General features: G+C 52.2%; 20 protein-coding genes. 12 read left to right on the top strand and 8 right to left on the bottom strand.

The features are described from left to right. Positions 1-109: 109 nt before the first annotated feature. From tnpA to fdnG, 4 genes are all read right to left on the bottom strand, one after another. A complete protein-coding gene (tnpA, locus tag OGY08_RS12795) occupies positions 110-568 on the bottom strand; it encodes an IS200/IS605 family transposase (RefSeq protein WP_057069660.1) in 459 nt (152 codons plus the stop codon). A gap of 194 nt (positions 569-762) precedes the next feature. Further along, on the bottom strand, positions 763-1,419 hold the full coding sequence (gene fdnI, locus OGY08_RS12790; protein WP_003020054.1) for a formate dehydrogenase-N subunit gamma: 657 nt from the start codon (positions 1,417-1,419) through the stop codon (positions 763-765). Beyond that, positions 1,412-2,296, bottom strand: a complete 885-nt coding sequence (fdnH, locus tag OGY08_RS12785) for a formate dehydrogenase N subunit beta (RefSeq protein WP_003833024.1) — start codon at positions 2,294-2,296, stop codon at positions 1,412-1,414. Before fdnH ends, fdnI begins: the two co-directional genes overlap by 8 nt. Positions 2,297-2,309: 13 nt before the next feature. After that, on the bottom strand, positions 2,310-5,357 hold the full coding sequence (gene fdnG / locus OGY08_RS12780; RefSeq protein WP_148101307.1) for a formate dehydrogenase-N subunit alpha: 3,048 nt from the start codon (positions 5,355-5,357) through the stop codon (positions 2,310-2,312). Between the two features lie 288 nt (positions 5,358-5,645). On the opposite strand from fdnG, the gene yddG reads away from it, so the two are divergent. The 3 genes from yddG (at position 5,646) to OGY08_RS12765 (ending at position 8,595) form a co-directional block, all read left to right on the top strand. Continuing rightward, positions 5,646-6,527, top strand: a complete 882-nt coding sequence (gene yddG, locus OGY08_RS12775) for an aromatic amino acid efflux DMT transporter YddG (RefSeq protein WP_125363278.1) — start codon at positions 5,646-5,648, stop codon at positions 6,525-6,527. Positions 6,528-6,988: 461 nt separating this feature from the next. After that, on the top strand, positions 6,989-8,071 hold the full coding sequence (gene ompD / locus OGY08_RS12770) for a porin OmpD (protein WP_008784801.1): 1,083 nt from the start codon (positions 6,989-6,991) through the stop codon (positions 8,069-8,071). A gap of 83 nt (positions 8,072-8,154) precedes the next feature. Continuing rightward, entirely contained in the window at positions 8,155-8,595 is a 441-nt protein-coding gene (locus OGY08_RS12765; RefSeq protein WP_008784802.1) for a GFA family protein, read from the top strand. 3 nt (positions 8,596-8,598) lie between these two features. On the opposite strand, the gene OGY08_RS12760 is transcribed toward OGY08_RS12765, so the two are convergent. After that, positions 8,599-10,083: an MFS transporter gene (locus tag OGY08_RS12760; RefSeq protein ID WP_125363277.1), complete on the bottom strand. Its 1,485-nt coding sequence runs from the start codon at positions 10,081-10,083 to the stop codon at positions 8,599-8,601. 117 nt (positions 10,084-10,200) lie between these two features. Here OGY08_RS12760 and OGY08_RS12755 point away from each other — a divergent pair, with 117 nt between their 5' ends. From OGY08_RS12755 to OGY08_RS12725, 7 genes are all read left to right on the top strand, one after another. Then, positions 10,201-10,779 (top strand): TetR family transcriptional regulator, encoded by a 579-nt coding sequence (locus tag OGY08_RS12755; protein ID WP_057068227.1) that lies wholly within the window; start codon positions 10,201-10,203, stop codon positions 10,777-10,779. Between the two features lie 212 nt (positions 10,780-10,991). Then, complete coding sequence (locus OGY08_RS12750; protein ID WP_125363276.1) at positions 10,992-12,377, top strand: NarK family nitrate/nitrite MFS transporter; 1,386 nt, start codon at positions 10,992-10,994, stop codon at positions 12,375-12,377. A 96-nt stretch (positions 12,378-12,473) separates the two neighbouring features. Then, positions 12,474-16,214, top strand: a complete 3,741-nt coding sequence (locus tag OGY08_RS12745; protein ID WP_125363275.1) for a nitrate reductase subunit alpha — start codon at positions 12,474-12,476, stop codon at positions 16,212-16,214. After that, positions 16,211-17,755 carry a nitrate reductase subunit beta gene (narH, locus tag OGY08_RS12740; RefSeq protein ID WP_008784807.1) on the top strand — a complete coding sequence of 515 codons (1,545 nt, stop codon included), beginning with the start codon at positions 16,211-16,213 and terminating at the stop codon, positions 17,753-17,755. The genes OGY08_RS12745 and narH overlap by 4 nt, the downstream gene beginning before the upstream one ends. After that, positions 17,755-18,450 carry a nitrate reductase molybdenum cofactor assembly chaperone gene (gene narW / locus OGY08_RS12735; protein WP_003833045.1) on the top strand — a complete coding sequence of 232 codons (696 nt, stop codon included), beginning with the start codon at positions 17,755-17,757 and terminating at the stop codon, positions 18,448-18,450. The genes narH and narW overlap by 1 nt, the downstream gene beginning before the upstream one ends. Next, on the top strand, positions 18,447-19,127 hold the full coding sequence (gene narI, locus OGY08_RS12730) for a respiratory nitrate reductase subunit gamma (protein ID WP_003833047.1): 681 nt from the start codon (positions 18,447-18,449) through the stop codon (positions 19,125-19,127). The genes narW and narI overlap by 4 nt, the downstream gene beginning before the upstream one ends. A gap of 99 nt (positions 19,128-19,226) precedes the next feature. After that, positions 19,227-20,120 carry a PhzF family isomerase gene (locus OGY08_RS12725; RefSeq protein WP_286565894.1) on the top strand — a complete coding sequence of 298 codons (894 nt, stop codon included), beginning with the start codon at positions 19,227-19,229 and terminating at the stop codon, positions 20,118-20,120. A gap of 58 nt (positions 20,121-20,178) precedes the next feature. On the opposite strand, the gene nhoA is transcribed toward OGY08_RS12725, so the two are convergent. After that, entirely contained in the window at positions 20,179-21,024 is an 846-nt protein-coding gene (gene nhoA / locus OGY08_RS12720; RefSeq protein ID WP_057068215.1) for an N-hydroxyarylamine O-acetyltransferase, read from the bottom strand. A gap of 157 nt (positions 21,025-21,181) precedes the next feature. Between nhoA and OGY08_RS12715 the strand changes: the two genes are divergently transcribed. Together OGY08_RS12715 and OGY08_RS12710 are read left to right on the top strand one after the other, a co-directional pair. Next, entirely contained in the window at positions 21,182-21,754 is a 573-nt protein-coding gene (locus OGY08_RS12715) for a flavin reductase family protein (protein WP_003833054.1), read from the top strand. A 213-nt stretch (positions 21,755-21,967) separates the two neighbouring features. After that, the gene (locus OGY08_RS12710) at positions 21,968-23,944 is read left to right on the top strand and encodes an alkyl/aryl-sulfatase (protein ID WP_008784811.1); all 1,977 of its coding nucleotides are present in this window, start codon (positions 21,968-21,970) and stop codon (positions 23,942-23,944) included. Between the two features lie 37 nt (positions 23,945-23,981). Here OGY08_RS12710 and pptA read toward each other — a convergent pair whose 3' ends face one another. Both pptA and OGY08_RS12700 read right to left on the bottom strand, forming a co-directional pair. Beyond that, positions 23,982-24,209 carry a tautomerase PptA gene (gene pptA / locus OGY08_RS12705; protein ID WP_032943490.1) on the bottom strand — a complete coding sequence of 76 codons (228 nt, stop codon included), beginning with the start codon at positions 24,207-24,209 and terminating at the stop codon, positions 23,982-23,984. 34 nt (positions 24,210-24,243) lie between these two features. Then, complete coding sequence (locus OGY08_RS12700) at positions 24,244-25,248, bottom strand: LacI family DNA-binding transcriptional regulator (protein WP_162623432.1); 1,005 nt, start codon at positions 25,246-25,248, stop codon at positions 24,244-24,246. Between the last annotated feature and the right edge of the window lie 90 nt (positions 25,249-25,338).

Here is a 25,338-nt window from a genome sequence, read left to right as displayed (position 1 = left end):
AATAAATATCCTCCGGCATAGCCGGAGGTTTTTCTGATGCGCCTATAAGGCTCTGTTACCAGCCGCGCCCTAACAGGCGCATACGATCTGACATTTGCATCAGACTTCGTTACTTACGGCCCGTAAACGGGCTACCCGGATAAGGGATCGATAACTGCTCGCCCATTTTATCCTCTGCAAGCTGGTGCTTTATGTATTCCTGTATCCTTGCTGTGTTCTTACCCACCGTATCTACGTAATACCCACGACACCAGAACTCCCTGTTCCTGTATTTAAACTTCATATCACCAAACTGCTCATACAACATCAGACTGCTTTTACCTTTCAGATAACCCATAAAACCGGATACGCTCATTTTGGGCGGGATTTCCACAAGCATATGGATATGATCTGCACAGCATTCCGCTTCCAGGATCCGCACGTTTTTCCACTCACACAGCTTTCTTAAGATGCTGCCTATCGCCCTACGTTTCTCCCCGTAGAATGCTTGTCTTCGGTATTTGGGCGCAAAAACTATGTGATATTTACAGTTCCATCGGGTGTGCGCTAAGCTCTTTTCGTCCCCCATTGGGACCCCCTTTTGATTTCTTGTTTAACCCTTGCAGTTGCCAGACCGCAAGGTGTTTTAACAAATCAAAAGGGGTTTTAATAACTGGCCCAAAGCTGAAAGCTTTCCGGAACCCCCAGCCTAGCTGGGGGTTTTCTGTGCACAAAAAATGGCGCTACCGATGTAGCGCCATTGCGTAGAGGGAACATCAGGGATTAGTTAACCCCCTCCTCGCTCTCTTTTTTCGCTTCTTGTCTTTCAACTTCGCGATACCAACGTGGGTGATGTTTCTTCGCCCAACGACGGCTCACTTTCCCTTCGACCATACCTTTAATCGATCCTTTCACCCAGAATGCCATATACATATGGATGAGGATGGCGTGCATCAGGATAATCCCCGCAGCCGCATGGATCAGCAGGCTATAGCGCACGACCTGCATCGGGAAGAACTGCGCAAAGTACGGACGCCAGATAATGATACCGGTAATCAGCAGCACGAAAATCATGCTCATAATCGACCAGAACATCATTTTCTGCCCGGCGTTGTATTTGCCCACATCCGCCACTTTGTGTTCATTGCCTTTCAGTACTTCCACAATGTTTTTCAGCCACGGAATATCTTTCTTATCCGGGATGTTGTGGTGCACAAAGCGTACAAACATGAACATCAGCGCCACGAAGATCAGTATGCCGAAGAACGGGTGCAAAATGCGTCCCATTTGCGGCGTACCGAAGGTTTGCGTCAGCCATTGCAGAGTCGGGAAGAAAAATGAAATCCCCGACAGCGCTACCAGGAAGAAGCAGATCACCACCGTCCAGTGACAGGCGCGGTCGATAAATTTCGTGCGCACAATCATTTTCGACTTACTCATGATGATCCTCCTCGTCGTCGTCCACTTCCTTATTCGGACCAATACCAATGTAGTGGTAAATCAGTCCGGCGAAGGTGGCGATAAATCCGGCAGCGGCCAGCGGCTTCAGCGCCCCTTTCCACAGATTGATAGAGGTATCTATCTGCGGGTCTTTTGGCAGACCGTGATACAGTTCAGGCTGGTTGGCATGATGCAGAACGTACATGACGTGCGTGCCGCCCACACCTTCCGGGTTGTAGAGACCGGCATGTTCAAAACCGCGAGCTTTCAGTTTTGCCACACGCTGTTCGCCCATTTCCAGCATTTCCTGCTTGGTGCCGAAATGTATTGCCCCGGTCGGACACGTTTTCACGCAGGCAGGTTCCTGCCCGACGCTGACGCGGTCCACACACAGCGTACATTTATACACGCGGTTATCCTCTTTATTGAGGCGCGGAATATTAAATGGACACCCGGCAATACAGTAGCCGCAGCCAATGCAGTGCTCTGACTGGAAATCGACAATCCCGTTGGCGTACTGGATGATGGCCCCGGCAGACGGGCACGCCTTCAGGCAGCCCGGATCTTCACAGTGCATACAGCCGTCTTTACGAATCAACCACTCCAGCTTGCCGTTCTGTTCGGTTTCGGTAAATCGCATCACCGTCCAGGACTTGGCGCTGAGATCGGCGGGGTTGTCATAAACCCCGACGCAGTGGCCTACCTCATCGCGGATATCGTTCCACTCTGAGCATGCCACCTGACAGGCTTTACAGCCTATGCAGGTGGAAACGTCGATCAGCTTCGCGACCTCTGCTTTGTAATCACGAGCCTGAGGCGGCGGCGTGATGGAGTTTGTTGCGGACCGTTTGATGATGTCCTGCGTTTCCATAGACATATGTTCGCCTCCCTTACGCCTTCTCGATGTTAACTAAAAACGCTTTGTATTCCGGCGTTTGCGAGTTTGCATCACCGACGTTCGGCGTCAGGGTGTTGGCGATAAAGCCTTTACGCGCGACTCCTTCAAAGCCCCAGTGGATTGGGATCCCAACCGTTTCTACCTGCTGACCGTTGACGTTCAGGGTACGCAGACGACGAGTGACCACGGCAACTGCGCGAATAAATCCACGTTTGCTGCTGACTTTCACGTGATCGCCGTTGTTGATCCCCTTCGCTGCCGCCAGCGTTTCGCTGATTTCCACAAACTGCTCCGGCTGGGCAATCGCATTCAACAATGCGTGCTTGGTCCAGGTATGGAAATGTTCGGTCAGACGATAGGTCGTCCCGACGTACGGGAAGTCCTGTTTCGTGCCCATACGGAGTTTATCCGCTTCGTACAGACGCGCTGCCGGGTTGGAGATCACATTCGGGTGCAGCGGGTTAGTGCCAAGCGGCGTTTCCATCGGCTCGTAGTGTTCCGGGAACGGACCTTCCGCCATCTTATCGATAGCAAACAGACGCCCCAGCCCTTCCGGCTGCATGATAAACGGATTGGTGCCACTGCCCGGTGCTGCGGTATTGAAGTCAGGGATATCGTTCCCCGTCCACTTCGTACCGTTCCACTGGATAAGCATGCGTTTTGGATCCCACGGTTTACCCTGCGGATCCGCCGAAGCGCGGTTATACAGCACGCGACGGTTCAGCGGCCATGCCCAGGCCCAGCCCAGCGTATTACCGAGGCCTGACGGGTCGGCGTTATCGCGATTGGCCATCTGGTTGCCCTGCTCGGTCCAGCTGCCGGTATAAATCCAGCAGGATGATGACGTAGAACCATCATCGCGCAGCAGCGCAAAGCTGTTGAGCAACTGACCTTTCTTCGCAACCAGCACGCCGTTGGCATCATAGAGATCTTCCAGCGCATAGCCGTTGTTCTCTTTCGCCACTTCTTCGGAGTGCGGTTCGTCCGGCTGCTTATAGTTCCAGCTCATTTTCAGAACGGGTTCTACAGCTTTACCGCCTTCAGTGCGATACATGTCGCGCAGGCGGTGGTAAATACCGGCAAGGATCTCGCCGTCGTTGCGGGCTTCACCCGGTGCGTCCTGACCTTTCCAGTGCCACTGCAGCCAGCGGCCGGAGTTGGCGATGGAGCCGTCTTCTTCCGCAAAGCAGGTAGAAGGCAAACGGAAAACTTCGGTCTGAATCGACCCCGGATCAACGTCGTTTGATTCACCGTGGTTCTGCCAGAACGTTGAAGTTTCGGTCACCAGCGGATCGATAACCACCAGATACTTCAGTTTGCTGAGGCTCTGCACCACTTTGTTTTTGTCCGGGAAGGACGCAACAGGGTTAAAGCCCTGACAGATGTAGCCGGTGACTTTCCCGCTATCCATCATGTTGAAGTATTTAATGACGTCGTAGGACTGATCCCACTTCGGCAGCCACTCAAAACCCCAGTCATTTTCTTTCTGCGCTGCATTGCCGTAGAAAGATTTCATCAGGCTGACGAAGAACTTCGGATAGTTGCCCCAGTAGTTAACCTGATCGGCCAATGTCGCTTTTGGCGTGTTTGCGGCCAGATAGGTTTGCAGGTCTGTCTGTTTCTCTGATGGCAGCGTCAGGTAGCCCGGCAGGCTGGTAGAGAGCAGACCTAAGTCGGTTAACCCTTGAATGTTGGAGTGGCCGCGCAAGGCGTTGACACCGCCACCTGCCATCCCCATGTTGCCGAGCAGCAACTGGATCATCGCCATGGTGCGGATGTTCTGCGCCCCGACGGTATGCTGAGTCCAACCCAGCGCATACAGGAACGTGGTGGTGCGATCGGCTGCGCTGGTGGAAGCCAGCACTTCGCAGACTTTCAGGAAGTCTTCTTTCGGCGTACCACAAATGTTTTCCACCACATCCGGCGTGTAGCGGGAAACGTGCTGTTTTAGCAGGTTCCAGACACAGCGAGGATGGCTTAACGTTTCATCGCGTTTCGCGTAGCCGTTTTCATCGAACTGGTAGTTCCAGGACGATTTATCGTATTGGCGTTTTTTCGCGTCGTACCCGCTGAACAGACCGTCTTCAAAAGCATAGTCATCCCGCACCAGCAGGCTGGCGTTGGTGTAATGCTTAACGTATTCAGCGTTAATTTTGTTGTTTTCAATCAGGTACAGCAAGACGCCGGACAAGAACGTAATATCCGTGCCGGAACGAATTGGCGCATAGATATCCGCCACCGAAGCTGTACGTGTAAAACGAGGGTCAACAACAATCAGCGTTGCATCATTGTTGTTTTTGGCTTCCATCGCCCAGCGGAATCCCACTGGATGTGCTTCAGCGGCGTTACCGCCCATCACCATCACGACGTTAGCGTTTTTAATATCAACCCAGTGGTTGGTCATCGCACCGCGACCAAATGTTGGAGCAAGACTTGCTACCGTTGGTCCGTGTCAGACGCGCGCCTGGTTGTCTACTGCCAGCATGCCGAGTGAGCGCACAAATTTTTGCGTCAGCATGCCGGTTTCATTACTTGCCGCAGATGCACACAGCATCCCGGTTGAAAGCCAGCGGTTTACCGTTACGCCCTGCTCATTCTTCTCAATAAAGTTGGCGTCACGGTCAGTTTTCATCAGCTTCGCGATACGGGTGAATGCTTCATCCCAGCTGATACGCTGCCATTTGTCGGAACCTGGTGCACGGTATTCCGGGTAACGCAGACGGTTTTCACTGTGCACGTAATCCAGTAATCCTGCGCCCTTAGGGCATAATGCCCCACGGCTCACCGGATGATCCGGATCCCCTTCAATATGGTAAATCGACTCTTTGGCGTTTTTTGCTCCATCTCCCAGGCTATACATTAATAGCCCGCAACCTACGGAACAGTATGTGCAGGTGTTTCGGATCTCTTTGGCGCGTAACAGTTTATAGTTTCGCGCCTGAGCCAGTGCCATTTTGGGTGCAAAACCCAGAGCAGCTACTGTTGTTCCCGCCATACCGCCCGCGCAGATTTTAAAAAATTGTCTGCGGCTGACGTCCATTGCTTTCCTCTTTTTTGCAGGGATTCGTACAGGACATCTCTCAAATCGCGCCAGCGCGGCATAATTGAAAGATGACATGTACAACTTCGCGACGAAACTATCAGCTATATCCATATTTTTTTTGCGTCAAATCAATAACGAAACGGTTCCGCTACTAAATAGTGCACTTTGTTTAACCTTTGTACCTATAAGGGGGTAGATAAAAGGTAATTAGTTAGCGCGCTACGGTGTAAAAGTGCTATAAATTTCAGCTTAAATTTTTACCAGCACCATGGACAGATAATCAGAATGACAAAACATAAAGCGACGTTAATTGGGCTCATTGCCATCGTGCTCTGGAGCACGATGGTCGGGCTAATGCGTGGGGTAAGTGAAGGACTGGGTCCTGCAGGTGGCGCAGCAATGATTTTTTCGTTAAGTGGCCTGTTGCTGATTTTTACCGTCGGCTTTCCGAATATCAGAAAAATTCCTGTGCGTTATTTAATCGCGGGTAGCGTGCTTTTTGTTACTTATGAAATATGTTTAGCGCTGGCTCTCGGTTATGCGGCTACTCGTCACCAGGCTATTGAAGTCGGTATGGTTAATTATCTCTGGCCGAGTCTGACGATATTGTTTGCTATTTTATTTAATGGTCAAAAAACAACCTGGCTGGTAATCCCAGGATTAATTATCGCATTGACCGGGGTTTGTTGGGTATTGGGTGGCGAAAATGGCCTTAATCCTGGTGAAATTATAAACAACGTTGCCAGCAGCCCGCTGAGCTATTTCCTCGCCTTTCTTGGCGCATTTATCTGGGCAATGTATTGCACGGTGACCAATAAATACGCAAAAGGCTTTAACGGTATTACCGTATTCGTGTTACTAACGGCTGCAAGTTTGTGGGTTTACTATTTTATGACTCCGCAACCAGAAATGAATTTCAGCACTTCGGTGACTATTAAAATGTTCTCAGCGGCATTAACGTTAGGATTTGCCTATGCGGCGTGGAATATTGGCATTTTGCATGGCAACGTGACCATCATGGCCGTAGGTTCCTATTTTACCCCAGTGCTCTCCTCCGCCCTGGCTGCTGTGTTACTCAGCGCCCCGTTGTCGCTATCTTTCTGGCAGGGTGCATTGATGGTTTGTGCGGGTTCGCTACTTTGCTGGTTGGCAACACGCCGCGCCTGAAAAAAAATCCGGGTTTTATCGCGCAAATCTAAAACCCGGCTACACTGTAATCAAATTAATGAATAATAAATGTTCATTCCACTTGTGGTTTATGTTTGTTTTTGTTTAATTTAATGTTAAATAATTGGTGGTTAATCAACTCCCGAAAATATTGCATGCTTATCTATATTCCTCAGTATGTATATATTATACCTGCGTGACTAACGTCATTTAAACCATAGACGGCACAATAGTCCCCTACGTAAATATACCCATTCAGATTTGTCACATATAAAGATTAATACAATCAGCTATATTATGTAGATCTGGATCACACAAATTCAAATATTTCGCAATATTATGAAACTTATTATTGAACTTATACCACTGCGTCATTTAAAAATAGTTTGCCATTGACGAACCCCTTCGTTTAGCAATGGTTTAGGAAACACACCAAGAAAAAATTATAAGGATTATTTAGAATGAAACTTAAATTAGTTGCAGTGGCAGTGACTAGCCTGTTGGCGGCAGGTGCGGTAAACGCAGCTGAGGTATATAACAAAGACGCAAACAAACTGGATATCTACGGTAAAGTTCACGCTCAGCATTACTTCTCTGACGACACCAGCAGCGATGGCGACAAAACCTACGCGCGTCTGGGCTTCAAAGGCGAAACTCAGATCAATGACCAGCTGGTTGGTTTTGGTCAGTGGGAATACGAATTCAAAGGCAACCGTTCCGAAAGCCAGGGTTCCGAAGCAGACAAAACCCGTCTGGCATTCGCTGGCCTGAAATTCGCTGAATACGGTTCTTTCGACTACGGTCGTAACTACGGCGTAGCTTACGACATCGGCGCATGGACCGACGTCCTGCCTGAGTTCGGTGGTGATACCTGGACCCAGACCGACGTATTCATGACCCAGCGTGCTACCGGCGTTGCTACCTACCGCAACACCGATTTCTTCGGTCTGGTTGAAGGTCTGAACTTTGCCGCTCAGTACCAGGGCAAAAACGATCGTACCGATGAAGTTGAAGCGAACGGTGATGGTTTCGGTCTGTCTACTACCTATGAATACGAAGGTTTCGGCGTTGGTGCTACCTATGCGAAATCTGACCGTACCGATCGTCAAGTGCGCAACGGCACCAACGGTCTTTACGCTTCAGGTCAGAATGCGGAAGTGTGGGCTGCTGGTCTGAAGTATGATGCGAACAACATCTACCTGGCGACCACCTACTCCGAAACCCGCAATATGACCACATTCGGTAAAATCGACGGTATTGCTAACAAAACTCAGAACTTTGAAGCTGTTGCACAGTACCAGTTCGACTTCGGCCTGCGTCCGTCCATCGCTTACCTGAAATCCAAAGGTAAAGATCTGGGTGCATACGGCGACCAGGATCTGGTTGAATACGTAGACTTGGGTGCTACCTACTACTTCAACAAAAACATGTCCACCTTCGTTGATTACAAAATCAACCTGCTGGATGACACTAACTTCACTAAAAATGTTGCGCAGATCAGCACTGACAACATCGTGGCTGTTGGTCTGAACTACCAGTTCTAATTTTGTTGTAGTCTGAATACAAAGCCAGTCCTTCAAGGGCTGGCTTTTTCTCTTAATGTAGACTCGGTCATAAGGAGTATGCCGTGCAGACATTCACTGGTCGTTGTCTTTGCGGACAGAGTCATTTTACCGTTGACGTCGAAATGCTGGATGTCTATGCCTGCCACTGTACGCTGTGTCAGAAATGGTCAGGCGGCATCGCCATGTATCTGGAAGCCAGCACTCACCCGCTGATGTCGCCAGAATCGGCAGAACCTTCGCACTTTCCTTCTTCAAATCGTGGTGAACGGTTCTTCTGTTCCGGCTGCGGATGCCCACTGTGGTTTACGTTGACGGACAGCGATCGCTACTTTATTCCATGGACACTTCTGGAACTTAATGAGGTAGATCGCCGCCGCCTGATATTAGCGGCAGAAATCTATACGGAAACACAGCCTGCGTTCTGGAGATTGACGGGGCAATACGCTCGACTGAGTGGGAAAGAAGTCGAAGAGATGGATTACCCCTGTCATTTAGCTCACTAGTTATTAACGTTGTACCTTTGCCAGACTGAACCACATTCCTATCGCTAATATGATAAGCATGCTGCCGGCGCTGCTTAAGGCCACGCTATGTGACCAGGTGAACGCTTCTCTGGCAGCCGTCAGCAATGCCTCACTCAGTGACGACGGGAGCGAGTGCGCCAGTTGTACCGCCTCCCCCATTGACGATGTGGCTCGTTCTACTTCCTGCGGATTAAGTCCGGCTGGCGGCAGAATCGATGCAGAAAAGCTGCGGCTCAACAGTAAACCAAAGATAGCGATCCCAAGTCCTGCCCCCAGTTCATAAGCCATTGTCTCGATGGCACCCGCGGCGGCGGCTTTTTCCGCCGGCGCTGCTGCCATGATAGCCGCCGTTGAAGCCAGAAGCGCACTGGCGGCGCTGAAGCCGAGCAAAGCCATCAAAATCCAGGCTTGTATCTGTTGGCTACTGAAATCCGTCATCGCCAGGCCGTAAAAACTGACGGCGCTCAGCGCCATGCCCGCCGTTGCCACACAACGTAATCCCAGGCGTGAAACCAACATACCGGCAATCGGTCCGCTGAAACCACTTGCCAGCATCACTGGCAGCATGAACAATCCAGCCTGATACGGTGTTAAACCGTGAACAAACTGTAGTTCCTGAGCCATCAGCAACTCAAAACCTACCAGCGTTATCATCGCGGTCATCGCCATCACTACACCGCTCAAGATAATGCGATGCGTGAACAGACGCATATCAATCATCGGGCGAGCTGCCGCAAGCTGGATACGGACAAACTGCCACAACAGTAAAGCGCCGGTTAACAGCGTCAGGGCGATGGCAACGGTCGCCGTATGCCCTTTCAGCGCAGTTTTAGCGCTGTAAACCAACAGCAGAATGGCAACAATCAGCATTATCGCATGACCAAAATTTAACGATTGATCGCGACGTCCGGCCTGGCGTGGCACTAAGCGTGCGGTTAAGGCCATTACCACCAGGACAATTGGCACATTAATTAAGAATACGGACCCCCAGTAGAAGTGCTCCAGCAGCATCCCGCCAACCAGTGGGCCAAACGCCGCACCGCCGGAACCGACCGCTGCCCAGACGCCGAGCGCCATATTACGATGCCGTTGCTCAGCGAACGTGGCGCGAATACCCGCCAGCGTTGCCGGAACAATCATCGCCGCACCAATCGCCAATACCGCCCGGGTGGCAATCAGCCAGCTTGCGCTATGAGCAAAAGCGGCCGCCAGCGATGCGAGACCAAATAATCCACCGCCTAACAGCAGCAGACGTTTAAAGCCGATGCGATCCCCCAGCGCACCCATTGGCAATACCATTCCGGCCATTACCAGGGAATAAATATCAATGATCCACAGCAGCTCGTTACCACTGGCACCCAGCGTCATACTCAGCGTGGGCGCGGCAACGTGCAGCACCGTTGCATCAATCGCAACAGGGATGTAGACCAGCACAATAATGACTAACGTTAACCACTGACGAAACATAAAACTCCCTAACGAAACCAAAACTGGACACATGTCCAGCTTTAGCGATCCTACGGAAAATTGAACATATGTCCAACTTTTTGTTAGACTGCGATCTATACGGGTACAGGAGGAATGATGAGCTATCTAAATCGGGATGAACGTCGGGAAGTGATTCTGCAAGCAGCAATGCGTGTCGCACTTGAAGAAGGATTTTCCGCCATGACGGTTCGACGCATTGCTGCAGAAGCTCACGTCGCGACGGGCCAGGTACATCACCATTTCGCCTCTGCCGGCGAACTCAAATCCCAGGCATTTGTGCGCCTTATCCGCACCCTACTTGATGCCGAACTGGTCAGCGAAGACGCCAGTTTCCGTGAGCGACTGCATGCGATGCTAGGCAGTGAAGATGGTGGTCTGGAACCCTATATTAAGCTATGGCGTGAAGCACAGGTTGTTGCGGGTAAAGATCCGGAAATTAAAAGCGCCTACCTGTTGACCATGCGAATGTGGCACGAAGAAACCGCCAACATCATTACACAAGGACAGAAAGCCGGTGAGTTCTCATCCGCGCCTGATGCCGCCGACGTCGCATGGCGCTTAATCGCATTAGTCTGCGGCCTGGATGGTATGTACATATTAGGTATTGAGGAAATGGCCGATCCTGCATTCGATCGTCACCTTGATCGTATGATAACGCAGGAGTTATTTATTTGATGTAATAGATGGATTAACAATACATCTTTTATGTTTACAATTGGTAACACTTAAGCAACGTGTAATTCTCCTATCACGCCGCGTTATTGCACTTTTTTATCTATTCTTTCAGTCAATATTCCTAAAACTTTTCAATAGTTTCTAAAAAGAAGCCGCGCGGCGCTGCATGCGTTTATTTCTTTTTCATGAACGGCATGTGCATGGAGAATAATATGTCATCATCAAATGAGAAAAATAATCGTTATCTTTTAACTGACTGGAAACCAGAGAACCCCGGCTTTTGGGAAAATAAAGGCAAGCACATTGCGCGTAGAAACCTCTGGATATCAGTGAGTTGCCTGCTTCTTGCGTTTTGCGTTTGGATGCTGTTCAGTGCCGTAGCCGTCAATCTGAATAAAATTGGTTTTAATTTCACCACCGACCAACTGTTTTTATTAACGGCATTGCCATCTCTTTCTGGTGCAATATTGCGCGTACCCTACTCCTTTATGGTACCTATATTTGGTGGTCGTCGCTGGACCATTTTTAGCACGATTATTCTGGTTATTCCCTGCGTCTGGCTCGGATTTGCCGTGCAAAATACCGCTACTCCGTTTGGAGTATTTATACTCATTGCGCTGATGTGTGGTTTTGCTGGCGCTAACTTTGCCTCCAGCATGGGCAATATCAGCTTTTTCTTCCCCAAAGCGAAGCAAGGTAGCGCATTAGGCGTTAACGGTGGTCTCGGCAACCTCGGCGTCAGCGTGATGCAGTTGATCGCGCCACTGGTGATCTTTCTGCCCATATTTACCTTTTTGGGCGTACAGGGCGTACCGCAAGCTGACGGCTCGTTATTGTCGCTGGCCAATGCAGCATGGATATGGGTGCCGTTACTGCTGATAGCCACCGTGGCAGCGGGCATGGGAATGAACGACATTGCCAGCTCGAAGGCCTCAATTGCCTCCCAGTTACCGGTACTCAAGCGTTTTCATCTGTGGTTATTAAGTCTGCTGTATCTCGCCACCTTCGGTTCATTTATCGGTTTTTCGGCAGGCTTTGCCATGCTGGCGAAAACCCAGTTCCCCGACGTGAATATCCTGCAACTGGCGTTCTTCGGCCCCTTCATCGGCGCGCTTGCACGATCGGCGGGCGGTGTTATCTCTGACAAGTTTGGTGGTGTGCGTGTCACCTTAATTAACTTCATCTTTATGGCACTGTTCAGCGCCCTGCTGTTTCTCACTTTGCCCGGCTCGGGCGAAGGTAGCTTTATCGCGTTTTACCTGGTGTTTATGGGCTTGTTCCTGACCGCGGGTCTGGGCAGCGGTTCAACCTTCCAGATGATTGCGGTGATCTTTCGCAAAATCACAATTTATCGGGTGAAGCTGCATGGTGGTACCGAAGAACAGGCTCAGCGGGAAGCGGTAACCGATACCGCCGCCGCCCTGGGATTTATTTCCGCTATTGGCGCAGTGGGGGGCTTCTTCATTCCTAAAGCGTTTGGCTCATCGCTGGCGTTGACCGGCTCTCCGGTGGGTGCCATGAAAATATTCCTCGTGTTTTACATCGTCTGCGTGCTGGTGACCTGGTTGGTCTATGGCCGTAAATCACAAAAAAAATAACAAAATGGATACCGCAGGATCGGACATTTAGGTAGGTCGGATCAGGCCTGGAGTTCGATTCACCGTCGGCAATATTATCGAAGCAGGAGTTATGTCATGAGTAAACTGTTAGACCGCTTTCGCTACTTTAAACAAAAGGGCGATACGTTTGCCGAGGGGCACGGGCAAGTGATGCACACCAACCGGGACTGGGAAGACAGCTATCGTCAGCGCTGGCAGTTCGACAAAATTGTGCGTTCTACCCACGGCGTTAACTGTACCGGCTCATGCAGCTGGAAGATCTACGTTAAAAACGGGCTGGTGACCTGGGAAACGCAGCAAACCGACTACCCGCGTACTCGTCCTGACCTGCCAAATCATGAGCCCCGTGGCTGTCCACGCGGCGCCAGCTACTCGTGGTATCTCTATAGCGCTAACCGCCTGAAATATCCCCTGGTGCGTAAACGCTTAATCGAATTGTGGCGCGACGCCCTCTCCCGCCAGCCCGATCCGGTGCTGGCCTGGGAATCCATTATGAACGACCCGCAAAAATGCCAGAGCTACAAGCAGGTACGCGGGCGCGGTGGATTTATCCGTTCGAACTGGAAAGAGCTTAATCAGCTGATTGCTGCCGCCAACGTCTGGACGGTGAAAACCTACGGCCCGGATCGCGTGGTCGGCTTCTCCCCGATCCCGGCGATGTCGATGGTTTCCTATGCCGCCGGCACTCGCTATCTCTCGCTAATCGGCGGAACCTGTCTGAGTTTCTATGACTGGTACTGCGACTTACCGCCCGCGTCACCGATGACCTGGGGCGAGCAGACCGACGTTCCTGAATCCGCCGACTGGTATAACTCCAGCTATATCATCGCCTGGGGCTCTAACGTGCCGCAGACCCGTACCCCGGATGCGCACTTTTTCACAGAAGTACGCTACAAAGGCACCAAGACGATTGCCATTACGCCGGATTACTCGGAAGTCGCTAAACTGTGCGATCAGTGGCTGGCACCCAAACAAGGGACAGACAGCGCGCTGGCAATGGCGATGGGCCACGTCATCCTGAAAGAGTTCCACCTCGACAATCCCAGCGATTATTTCCTCAATTACTGTCGTCGCTATACCGACATGCCGATGCTGGTTTTACTGGATGCCCGCGAAGATGGCAGCTACGTGCCTGGACGCATGATGCGTGCTTCAGACCTTGTCGATGGTCTGGGAGAAAGCAACAATCCAGAGTGGAAAACGGTAGCCTTTAACAGCGCTGGCGAACTGGTTGTCCCGAACGGATCTATCGGTTTTCGCTGGGGGGAAAAAGGCAAATGGAACCTGGAACCACTGGCGGCTGGCGCTGAAACTGAACTTTCTCTTTCGCTGCTTGGTCAGCATGATGAAGTGACCGGCGTGGCATTCCCCTATTTTGGCGGCAACGAAAACCCACATTTTCGCAGTGTAAAACAAGAACCGGTGCTGATCCGTCAACTGCCGGTAAAACATCTTACCCTCGCTGACGGTAGCCGTTGCCCGGTGGTGAGCGTCTATGATCTGGTGCTGGCGAATTATGGCCTCGATCGTGGTCTGGATGACGTTCATAGCGCGCAAGATTACAGCGAAGTGAAAGCCTACACCCCGGCCTGGGGCGAGCAAATTACCGGTGTGCCACGCCGTCATATCGAACAGATCGCCCGTGAGTTTGCCGATACGGCGCACAAAACGCATGGCCGTTCGATGATCATTCTCGGGGCTGGCGTCAACCACTGGTATCACATGGATATGAACTACCGTGGGATGATTAATATCCTGGTGTTCTGTGGTTGTGTGGGACAAAGCGGCGGCGGCTGGGCGCACTATGTGGGTCAGGAGAAATTACGGCCGCAAACCGGTTGGTTGCCGCTGGCCTTTGCGCTGGACTGGAACCGACCACCGCGTCAGATGAACAGCACTTCGTTTTTCTATAACCACTCCAGCCAGTGGCGTTATGAAAAACTCACCGCGCAGGAACTCCTCTCTCCGCTGGCCGACGCGTCGAAGTTTAGCGGACATTTGATTGACTTTAACGTGCGGGCTGAAAGGATGGGCTGGCTGCCGTCTGCGCCGCAGCTTAACCTCAACCCTTTGACCGTTAAAGCAAAAGCCGAACAAGCAGGGCTATCTCCTGCGCAATACACCGCACAGGCGCTGAAGTCAGGTGATATTCGTTTTGCCTGCGAACAGCCAGATAACGGCAAAAACCATCCGCGCAACCTCTTCGTCTGGCGCTCTAACCTGCTCGGCTCCTCCGGTAAAGGGCATGAATACATGCTCAAATATTTGCTGGGTACCGAAAGCGGGATCCAGGGGGAAGCACTCGGTTCAAGCGAGGGTATTAAACCTGAAGAGGTTGAATGGCAGTCGGCGGCGATAGAGGGCAAGCTCGATCTGCTGGTCACGCTCGATTTCCGTATGTCCAGTACCTGTTTGTTCTCCGATATCGTTCTGCCAACCGCTACCTGGTATGAAAAAGACGATATGAATACCTCGGATATGCATCCGTTTATTCACCCGTTGTCTGCGGCGGTCGACCCGGCATGGGAATCGAAGAGCGACTGGGATATTTATAAAGGCATCGCCAAAGTATTTTCTGAGGTTTGCGTCGGACACCTTGGACAAGAAACGGATGTGGTATTGCAACCGCTGCAACATGACTCTCCGGCAGAGCTGGCGCAGCCGTTTGACATTCAGGACTGGCGCAAAGGCGAATGCGATCTCCTCCCGGGCAAAACGGCACCGAATATCGCCGTTGTGGAGCGTGACTACCCCGCCACCTACGAACGCTTTACTTCACTTGGCCCGCTCATGGACAAACTCGGTAACGGCGGGAAAGGTATTGCGTGGAATACCCAGGCGGAAGTCGATTTCCTCGGCAAGCTGAACTACACCAAGCGCGAAGGCCCGGCAAAAGGACGCCCGCTGATTGACACAGCGCTGGATGCCTCTGAGGTGATCCTCGCCCTGGCACCGGAAACAAACGGTCAGGTGGCGGTGAAAGCCTGGGAAGCGCTGGGGGCGATGACCGGACGCGACCATACGCACCTGGCGTTGAACAAAGAAGACGAAAAGATCCGTTTTCGCGATATCCAGGCGCAGCCGCGCAAAATCATCTCCAGCCCCACCTGGTCCGGGTTGGAAAGTGAACATGTTTCCTATAACGCAGGCTATACCAACGTCCACGAGCTGATCCCATGGCGTACTCTGTCCGGTCGCCAGCAGCTGTATCAGGATCACGCGTGGATGCGAGCGTTCGGTGAAAGTCTGGTGGCGTATCGTCCACCTATCGATACCCGCAGCGTCAGTGAAATGCGCGAGGTTCCGCCTAACGGCTTCCCGGAAAAAGCGCTCAACTTCCTGACGCCGCACCAGAAATGGGGGATCCACTCCACCTATAGCGAAAACCTGCTGATGCTGACGCTGTCGCGCGGCGGACCTATTGTCTGGATCAGCGAGACCGATGCCAAAGAGCTGGGCATTGAGGATAACGACTGGATTGAAGCCTTCAACGCCAACGGTGCGCTCACCGCGCGTGCAGTGGTGAGTCAACGCGTGCCACCGGGAATGACCATGATGTATCACGCTCAGGAGCGAATCATGAATATCCCTGGCTCAGAAGTGACCGGGATGCGCGGCGGGATCCATAACTCGGTGACCCGCGTCTGCCCGAAACCCACGCACATGATAGGTGGCTATGCGCAGCTGGCATACAGCTTCAACTATTACGGTACGGTCGGCTCTAACCGCGATGAGTTCATCATGATTAGAAAAATGAAAAATATTAACTGGCTGGATGATGAAGGTCGCGATCAGGTACAGGAGGCGAAAAAATGAAAATACGCTCACAGGTAGGCATGGTTCTTAATCTGGATAAGTGCATCGGCTGCCACACCTGCTCCGTCACCTGTAAAAACGTCTGGACCGGGCGTGAAGGGATGGAATATGCGTGGTTTAACAACGTCGAGACTAAACCGGGGATTGGCTATCCAAAAAACTGGGAAGATCAGGAAGAGTGGCAAGGCGGCTGGGTTCGCGATGTTAACGGCAAGATAAGACCGCGTCTGGGCGGTAAGATGGGCGTCATCACCAAAATTTTCGCCAACCCGGTAATCCCGCAAATCGATGATTACTATGAGCCGTTTACGTACGATTATCAGCATCTGCATAGCGCGCCGGAAAGCAAGAATCAGCCCACCGCGCGTCCGCGTTCGCTGATCGATGGTAAGCGGATGGACAAGATTATCTGGGGTCCAAACTGGGAAGAACTGCTTGGCGGCGAATTTTCAAAACGTGCCCGCGACCGTAACTTCGAGAAGATGCAAAAAGAGATGTACGGCCAGTTCGAAAACACTTTCATGATGTATTTGCCGCGACTTTGTGAACACTGCCTGAACCCAAGCTGTGTCGCCACCTGCCCGAGCGGTGCCATCTATAAGCGTGAAGAAGACGGCATTGTGCTGATCGACCAGGACAAATGTCGCGGCTGGCGCTTGTGCATCAGCGGCTGTCCGTACAAAAAAATCTACTTTAACTGGAAGAGCGGTAAGTCAGAGAAGTGCATTTTCTGCTATCCGCGTATTGAGTCTGGCCAGCCGACGGTATGTTCGGAAACCTGCGTTGGACGTATCCGTTATCTCGGCGTATTGCTGTACGACGCCGACCGCATCGAAGAAGCGGCCAGCACCGAGCATGAGACCGATCTCTATGAGCGTCAGTGCGATGTATTCCTCAATCCGCACGATCCGGCGGTCATTGAAGAGGCGTTAAAACAAGGTATTCCGCACAACGTCATCGAAGCGGCCCAACGTTCGCCAGTCTACAAAATGGCGATGGACTGGAAACTGGCGCTGCCGCTGCACCCGGAATATCGCACCCTGCCGATGGTCTGGTATGTACCGCCATTGTCACCGATTCAGTCGGTCGCCGACGCGGGCGGACTGCCGCACAATGGCAACATTTTGCCGGCGGTTGAGTCGCTGCGAATTCCGGTTCAGTACCTCGCCAACATGCTCAGTGCGGGTGATACCGGTCCGGTGCTGCGCGCGCTGAAACGTATGATGGCCATGCGCCACTATATGCGTGCGCAAACAGTGGAAGGCGTGACGGACACCCGCGCGATTGAGGAAGTAGGTTTGACCGTTGAGCAGGTTGAAGAGATGTATCGCTATCTGGCCATCGCCAACTATGAAGACCGCTTCGTGATCCCAACCAGCCACCGTGAAATGGCGCGCGACGCCTTCCCGGAGAAAAACGGCTGTGGATTTACCTTCGGTGACGGCTGCCATGGTTCAGATACCAAATTCAATCTGTTTAACAGCAGTCGTATTGATGCCATCGACATCACCGAAGTGCGCGATAAAGCGGAGGGTGAATAATGCAAATCCTGAAGGTTATCGGCCTGCTGATGGAATATCCCGACGAGCTGCTGTGGGAGTGTAAAGACGACGCGCTGGCGCTTGTGGCCAGCGATGCCCCCATGCTTACCGAATTTAGCCAGGGATTGCTCAATGCGCCACTGCTGGATAAACAAGCGGAATGGTGCGAAATCTTTGACCGGGGCCGGGCCACCTCTCTGCTGCTGTTTGAGCATGTGCACGCCGAGTCCCGTGACCGTGGTCAGGCGATGGTTGATCTGTTGGCGCAGTACGAAAAGGTCGGGCTACAGCTCGACTGCCGCGAACTGCCGGATCATCTGCCGCTGTATCTGGAGTATTTGAGCGTGTTGCCGGAGGACCAGGCCAAAGAAGGACTGCAGAACGTTGCACCGATTCTGGCTCTGCTGGGCGGGCGCTTAAAACAGCGCGATACGCCATGGTATCAACTGTTTGACGCCCTGCTGCTGCTTGCCGGAAGTCCTCTATCAAGTGACAGTGTCACTAAGCAGGTTGGTGCTGAAACCCGCGATGATACCCGTCAGGCGCTGGATGCGGTGTGGGAAGAGGAACAGGTGAAGTTTATCGAGGATAACGCCACCGCCTGCGACAGTTCACCGTTACAAAACTATCAACGACGCTTTAGCCAGGACGTGGCGCCGCAGTATGTCGACGTCAGCGCGGGAGGCCCGAAATGATACAGTACCTGAACGTCTTTTTTTACGATATCTACCCGTACCTGTGCGGTACGGTGTTTATCCTCGGCAGTTGGCTACGCTATGACTACGGGCAATACACCTGGCGCGCCTCTTCCAGCCAGATGCTGGACAAACGCGGCATGGTGCTGTGGTCAAACCTGTTCCACATCGGCATTCTGGGGATCTTTTTCGGTCACCTGTTCGGCATGCTAACGCCGCACTGGATGTATGCCTGGTTCCTGCCGATTGCGGTGAAACAACAGATGGCGATGATTGCCGGTGGGCTTTGTGGCGTACTGACGCTGGTTGGTGGCGCAGGTTTGCTGGTGCGGCGTCTGACCAACCCGCGCATTCGTGCAACGTCTTCCACCGCTGATATTCTGATCCTTTGCGTTCTGCTGATTCAGTGTATCCTCGGCTTAACCACCATCCCGTTCTCCGCACAGCATCCTGACGGCAGTGAAATGCTGAAACTGGTTGGTTGGGCGCAGTCAGTGGTGACCTTCCAGGGCGGCGCATCTGCACATCTGGATGGCGTGGCGTTGATTTTCCGTGTGCACCTGGTTCTGGGGATGACTATCTTCCTGCTATTCCCGTTCACCCGTCTGGTCCACGTATGGAGTGCGCCGTTTGAGTACTTCACTCGCCGCTATCAGATAGTGCGTTCCCGCCGATAATTGAACTCTGATGCCCGGTAGCGCTTGCGCTTACCGGGCCTGCATCGCTATCCCGCTTTTTGTACGTTATGATGCTTCTCCATTTCAGGGAGAACACTAATGAAACCACAGGTTTACCACGTCGATGCCTTTACCCCGGTCCCTTTTCGCGGCAACTCAGCAGGTGTGGTTTTACATGCTGATGGACTGAGTGACGCGCAGATGCAGCTCATCGCTCGCGAGCTGCGTCATTCAGAAACCGCATTTCTGCTGACCAGTAACGACAGCGATGTTCGCATCCGCTATTTCACCCCGACGGTCGAAGTTCCTATCTGTGGGCATGCTACCGTCGCCGCGCATTATGTGCGGGCTAAGGTGCTGGGTCTGGGCAACTGCACGGTCTGGCAAACCTCGCTGGCCGGACGTCATCGGGTGGATATTGACGCTACCGGGAATGACTATCGCATTAGCCTTGAGCAAGGTGAACCGGGTTTTGAACCTCCGCTGGAGGGCGCTGTTCGTACTGCGATTCTCGGTGCGCTGCACCTGAGCGAAGACGATATGCTGGCAGGCTTACCCATTCAGGTTGCCACGACCGGACATTCGAAAGTGATGATTCCACTGAAACCCGAGGTGGACCTTGACGCCCTTTCCCCTGATTTACCGGCTTTGACCGCCCTCAGCCAGCAAATTGGCTGTAACGGCTTTTTCCCTTTTCAAATCCGCGAGGGCGAAAACGCCACTGATGGCCGCATGTTTTCACCTGCTATTGGTATTGTGGAAGACCCGGTTACCGGCAATGCCAACGGTCCAATGGGCGCGTGGCTGGTCCACCATGGGCTGATGGCGCATGATGGGAAAACGTTACGTGTTCAGGGGCATCAGGGCCGTGCGCTCGGGCGCGACGGGATTGTTGATGTGACGGTGACTATCCGTGAAAACCAGCCGGAAAAAGTCACCATTACCGGTTCGGCGGTGATCCTGTTTCACGCAGAATGGGCGATAGATTTTTAATTGTTCCCGAAGGCCGGATAAGGCGATGACGCCGTATCCGGCATGACTTCCGATGCCCCTATTTCCCCGCCTCCGGATGCGTATCAAACGCCGCCATGACCGTCGCCAGCTCATCTTCGGTAAACCCATGCTTCACGTCATCCACACCCAGTCCAAATCGTTCTTGCAACAACGCATACAAACTGGCGACATCAGGCAAATTAATCTGCTCTACCGCATGTCCATCCTGATAATGGGTAAAGTGAAAATTGGTTAACGTTAATTTCCCGCCGTCGGGCAGATGACGGCACATCAGCAGATGATGGCGAAAATGTGATTGCGGCCAGTGTGCGGACCAGAAGTTGCCCATCAGATAATCGCTCTGATGCTGCACGACCAGATCGAAACGATACATTGACTGCCAGTGTTCGTGATGACGGAACTGGAGGATCCAATCTTCACCTTCCTGAATCAGCCGATATTCGCCGTGTGGCGTCTTCTGCTCAGTGTTGGCCTGCAGACGAATTGGTGCTGTCAGCGTTTGCCCGCCAAAGCCAACGTCGGCGATCCACTGTTCACCCTGTAATTCAATCAGCAACAAACGATGCGTGCGCGGCGGCAGACTTGACGGATTTGCCAGTACCACGCGACCGAGAAGGCTACGTACGTTAAAACCGATTTCGCGTAACGCGCGCTCAAACACGCCATTCTGTTCAAAGCAATAACCGCCACGACGCGCCGTTACCAGCTTCTCTTCCAGCGACAAATCGTCAAGCTGCATCTCTCTTGGCAATAATACGTCCAGGTTTTCAAAGGGAATTGCGCTGTTGTGCAGTAGATGTAGCGCTTGCAAGGTTTCAAGGTTGACGTTGGCCGAACCTGACCAGCCAATACGGGCAAAATAAGCGGTTAAAAAAGGCGTCATACGGAGTTCCTGTTCGATTAATGCAGTACTTATAACGTATTTTTCGTTTTACGCTGTCGATTTTGTGCGTTGTTAATTCCTGTGAGGCGACAAAATCGCTAATACCGTTAATATCTATGTTTATTGTGGTGTGTTATCTCTCAGCCAAGGAGCATCCATGAGCCATTTTCGTCCGATCGAATTAAAACATGCCAGCCGGCTACTCAATCATGGCCCAACGATATTGATAACCAGCCGGGATGAGCATACCGAGCGGCGAAATGTGATGGCTGCGGCATGGTCAATGCCCGTGGAATTTGAGCCGCCGCGGGTAGCAATTGTTGTTGATAAGACCGCCTGGTCGCGGGATCTCATTGAACGTAGCGGTAAATTCGGCATCGTTATTCCGGGTATCGCCGCCGTCAACTGGACCTGGGCCGTAGGCAGCGTTTCCGGTCGCGTGGAAGATAAATTCAACTGTTACGGCATTCCCGTGGTGCAAGGACCCGTGCTAGGTTTACCGCTGATAGAAGCGAAATGTCTGGCCTGGATGGAGTGTCGCCTGTTGCCAGCCACGGCGGCGCAGGAAAAATATGACACTCTGTTTGGGGAAGTGGTCTCCGCTGCCGCTGATGAGCGAGCCTTCGTGGAAGGACGCTGGCAGTTTGATGATGGCAAGCTCAATACTCTGCATCACCTTGGGGCAGGAACGTTTATCTCCAGCGGGAAACGCATTATCGCAGGTGAATGATAGTATGCTAACGGATGGCAGTTCTGCTCTGTCATCCGCAACTGTTTTCTTAAAACTTCTGAAAAACCAGTTAGATAAATTACTCTGCCTTCCTTGCCTAATCATTCATGTGAATTATAGTTAATCTTGCACTAACTCAAATACCTAATCAAAACGCTATCCGTCAAAGCAGCATCCCCAACTGTACTTTTGAAGTGTCAGAGAGGTTTTACGATGCAACTTAATAGAATCGCACAAAGTTTTATACTTGCTGGGTTACTCACATCGTTTTCTGTTCCCCTTATGGCGGCTGAAGCCCCCAAAGACGCTACAGCCGCCACGCAACAAGCCAACAACGCGCTTTACAATCAACTGCCCTTCTCCGATAACACCGACTTTACCGACGCCCACAAAGGCTTTATCGCCCCACTCCCGCAGGACGTGATCAAGGGCGAGCAGGGAAATGTTATCTGGAATCCGCAGCAGTACGCGTTCATCAAAGAAGGCGATAAAGCCCCGGATACGGTAAACCCGAGCCTGTGGCGTCAATCTCAGTTGATCAACATCAGCGGGCTGTTTGAAGTAACGGATGGCGTTTACCAGATTCGTAACCTCGATCTGTCAAACATGACCATTATTGAAGGTAAAGAAGGCATCACCGTTGTTGACCCGCTGGTCTCGGCAGAAACGGCCAAAGTCGGGATGGATCTTTACTTTAAAAACCGCGGTCAAAAACCAGTTGTTGCGGTGATTTATACCCACAGCCACGTTGACCATTACGGCGGCGTACGCGGCGTTGTCGATGAAGCCGACGTTAAAGCGGGAAAAGTGAAAGTTTATGCGCCAGCCGGCTTTATGGAAGCCGCGGTCGCTGAGAATATCATGGCCGGTAACGTCATGAGCCGCCGCGCGAGCTACATGTACGGCAACCTGTTAAAACCTGATGCCAAAGGCCAGGTCGGCGCGGGACTGGGAACCACGACCTCCGCGGGAACCGTTACCCTGATTGCGCCAACAAATATCATTGAGAAAGATGGACAAAAAGAGGTCATCGACGGCCTGACCTATGACTTCATGCTGGCCCCGGGTTCCGAAGCACCATCGGAAATGCTGTGGTACATCGAAGAGAAGAAACTGATTGAATCCGCAGAAGATGTTACCCACACCCTGCACAACACCTACTCCCTGCGCGGAGCCAAAATTCGTGAGCCGCTGCCGTGGTCCAAATACATCAACGAAGCGATTGTGCGCTGGGGTGATAAAGCCGAAGTGCTGATGGCGCAGCACCATTGGCCAACCTGGGGTAATGATAAGGTGGTCAGCCTGCTGAAAAGTCAGCGCGATCTGTATCGTTACATCAACGACCAGACGCTACGCATGGCTAACGAAGGTCTGACCCGCGATGAAATCGCTGCCAACTTTAAGCTGCCGGACTCACTGGCACATACCTGGGCTAACCGCGGTTACTATGGCTCCGTGAGCCATGACGTAAAAGCGACGTATGTGCTCTATCTCGGCTGGTTTGACGGCAACCCGGCAACGCTGGATGAGCTGCCGCCGGAAGAATCTGCGAAGAAATTTGTCGACTACATGGGCGGTGCGGACGCCATTTTGCAGAAAGCTAAAGCCGACTATGACCAGGGCAACTACCGCTGGGTGGCACAGGTGGTAAGCAAAGTCGTGTTTGCCGATCCAAATAACCAGGCCGCACGTAATCTGGAAGCAGATGCGCTTGAGCAACTGGGTTATCAGGCTGAATCCGGCCCGTGGCGTAACTTCTACCTGACCGGCGCGCAAGAGCTGCGTAACGGCGTGGTCAAAGGCCCAACCCCGAATACCGCCAGCCCGGATACCGTTCGTGCTATGACGCCGGAAATGTTCTTCGATTATCTGGCAGTGCATATTAACGGACAAAAAGCGGGTGATGCGAAGTCGGTGTTTAACATCGATCTTGGCAGTGATGGCGGTAAATATAAGCTTGAGCTGGAGAATGGCGTCCTGAACCATACCGCCAATGCCGAAGCGAAAGATGCCGATGCTACGATCACGCTTAATCGCGATACGCTGAACAAAATCATCCTCAAGGAAGTGACGCTGAAACAGGCACAAGACAGCGGTGACGTGAAGATAACCGGTGACGGCGCCAAGCTTGATGCCATGCTCGGCTATATGGATAAATTCGAATTCTGGTTCAACATCGTTACGCCATAAGCACAACGAAAACGGGCGGAAATCCGCCCGTTTTTTCTTACATACTGTAGCCAGGTTTTTTAATTAATCTCGCCATCTGCGGCACAATTTCCTTATCCCACACGGCCTGCCACGCCTCTGGCTCAACTTCATTGAGCGCCACGCTGACTGAACTGTCTTTGCTTTGCAAATGACGAATAATAACCTCGGTAATATCCGCCGCCAGGGCGGTTTTCTGTTCGTCGGTAAGAGAGCGAGGAAAACATTTAATATCAACGTGCGGCATAGCAGATTCCTTATTGTTTTGGGTTGCAGGTAACTTATGCGGACTCTCGTTCTACCAGATGAAAACCGACATCAATAATATCGTCTTCACGCGGAATTTGTTCGATACGATCGGCAAGCAGTGAGGCAGCACGTTGCCCGATGGCCCGTCTGTCGACGCTGACGGTGGTGATGGCGGGCCGATTGCTGGCAGCAAAATCCAGATCGCCAAAACCGATTACCGCCAACTCTTGCGGCACGCGTATACCGCGACTTTCGGCCTCCATGATCGCCCCCTGGGCTAGCGTATCAGAGCTACAGACAATGACATCAAACTCGCGCTCCGCCAATAGCTGCGTTAATCCAGTGCGTCCCAATGCCAGAGAGGCCGGTAGCGGGACGTCCACCTGTGCGTCAGCCGCAATACCATGACGACTCAACGCATCGCACAGTCCTTGTTTACGCTGGCCTGCCCGGCGATCGGCAGTCCATAACAACCCCGGACGTCGATAGCCTTTATTCAGCAGATAGTCTGCCACCGCTTGCCCGACCTTTTCATGCGAAAAACCGACCAGCATATCGATGGGTGTTGGGGTTAAATCCCAGATTTCCACGACCGGGATGGCCGCATTAAGAATCACTTTTTTCAGCTCAGCGGTATGATGAATACCGGTGAGTACTACACCATCCGGGCGACGAGAAAGCAGCGTCGCCACCAGCTCTGCCTCAGTTTGCGGTGTATAACCCGACACGCAAAGCAAAATGTGGTATCCGCGTTCTGCCAGTTCATCACTTAATGACTGGATGGTATCGACAAACATATTGTTGTTAATTTGCGGAATAACCACGGCGATAAGCTTGCTGCGACGCGACGCCAGTCCCCCAGCCAGTGCGTTGGGAATATAGCCGGTGGCGCGCACCGCCTGCATCACTTTTTCAACCGTTTTCGGGCGCACCAGCTGCGGGGTATTCAACGCCCTGCTCACCGTCATGGGTGACAATCCCGCGGTACGGGCAACATCTTCCAGCGTGGGAGCGCGCGGTGGTTTGGGATTTTTCACTGTCGATGCCCTTGTCAAAAATCGCTGATTTATCCTGGCATTATTCATCATGATTTTGGCTATTGCCAGCGTTGCTCAGTGATAACGCAG

Source organism: Citrobacter sp. Cpo069 (genome assembly GCF_030332785.1).
In the GTDB taxonomy this organism is placed as follows: Bacteria; Pseudomonadota; Gammaproteobacteria; order Enterobacterales; family Enterobacteriaceae; genus Citrobacter; species Citrobacter portucalensis.
The sequence above is the reverse complement of the archived record's forward strand: the minus strand, read 5'-3'. Positions and strand labels throughout refer to the sequence as shown.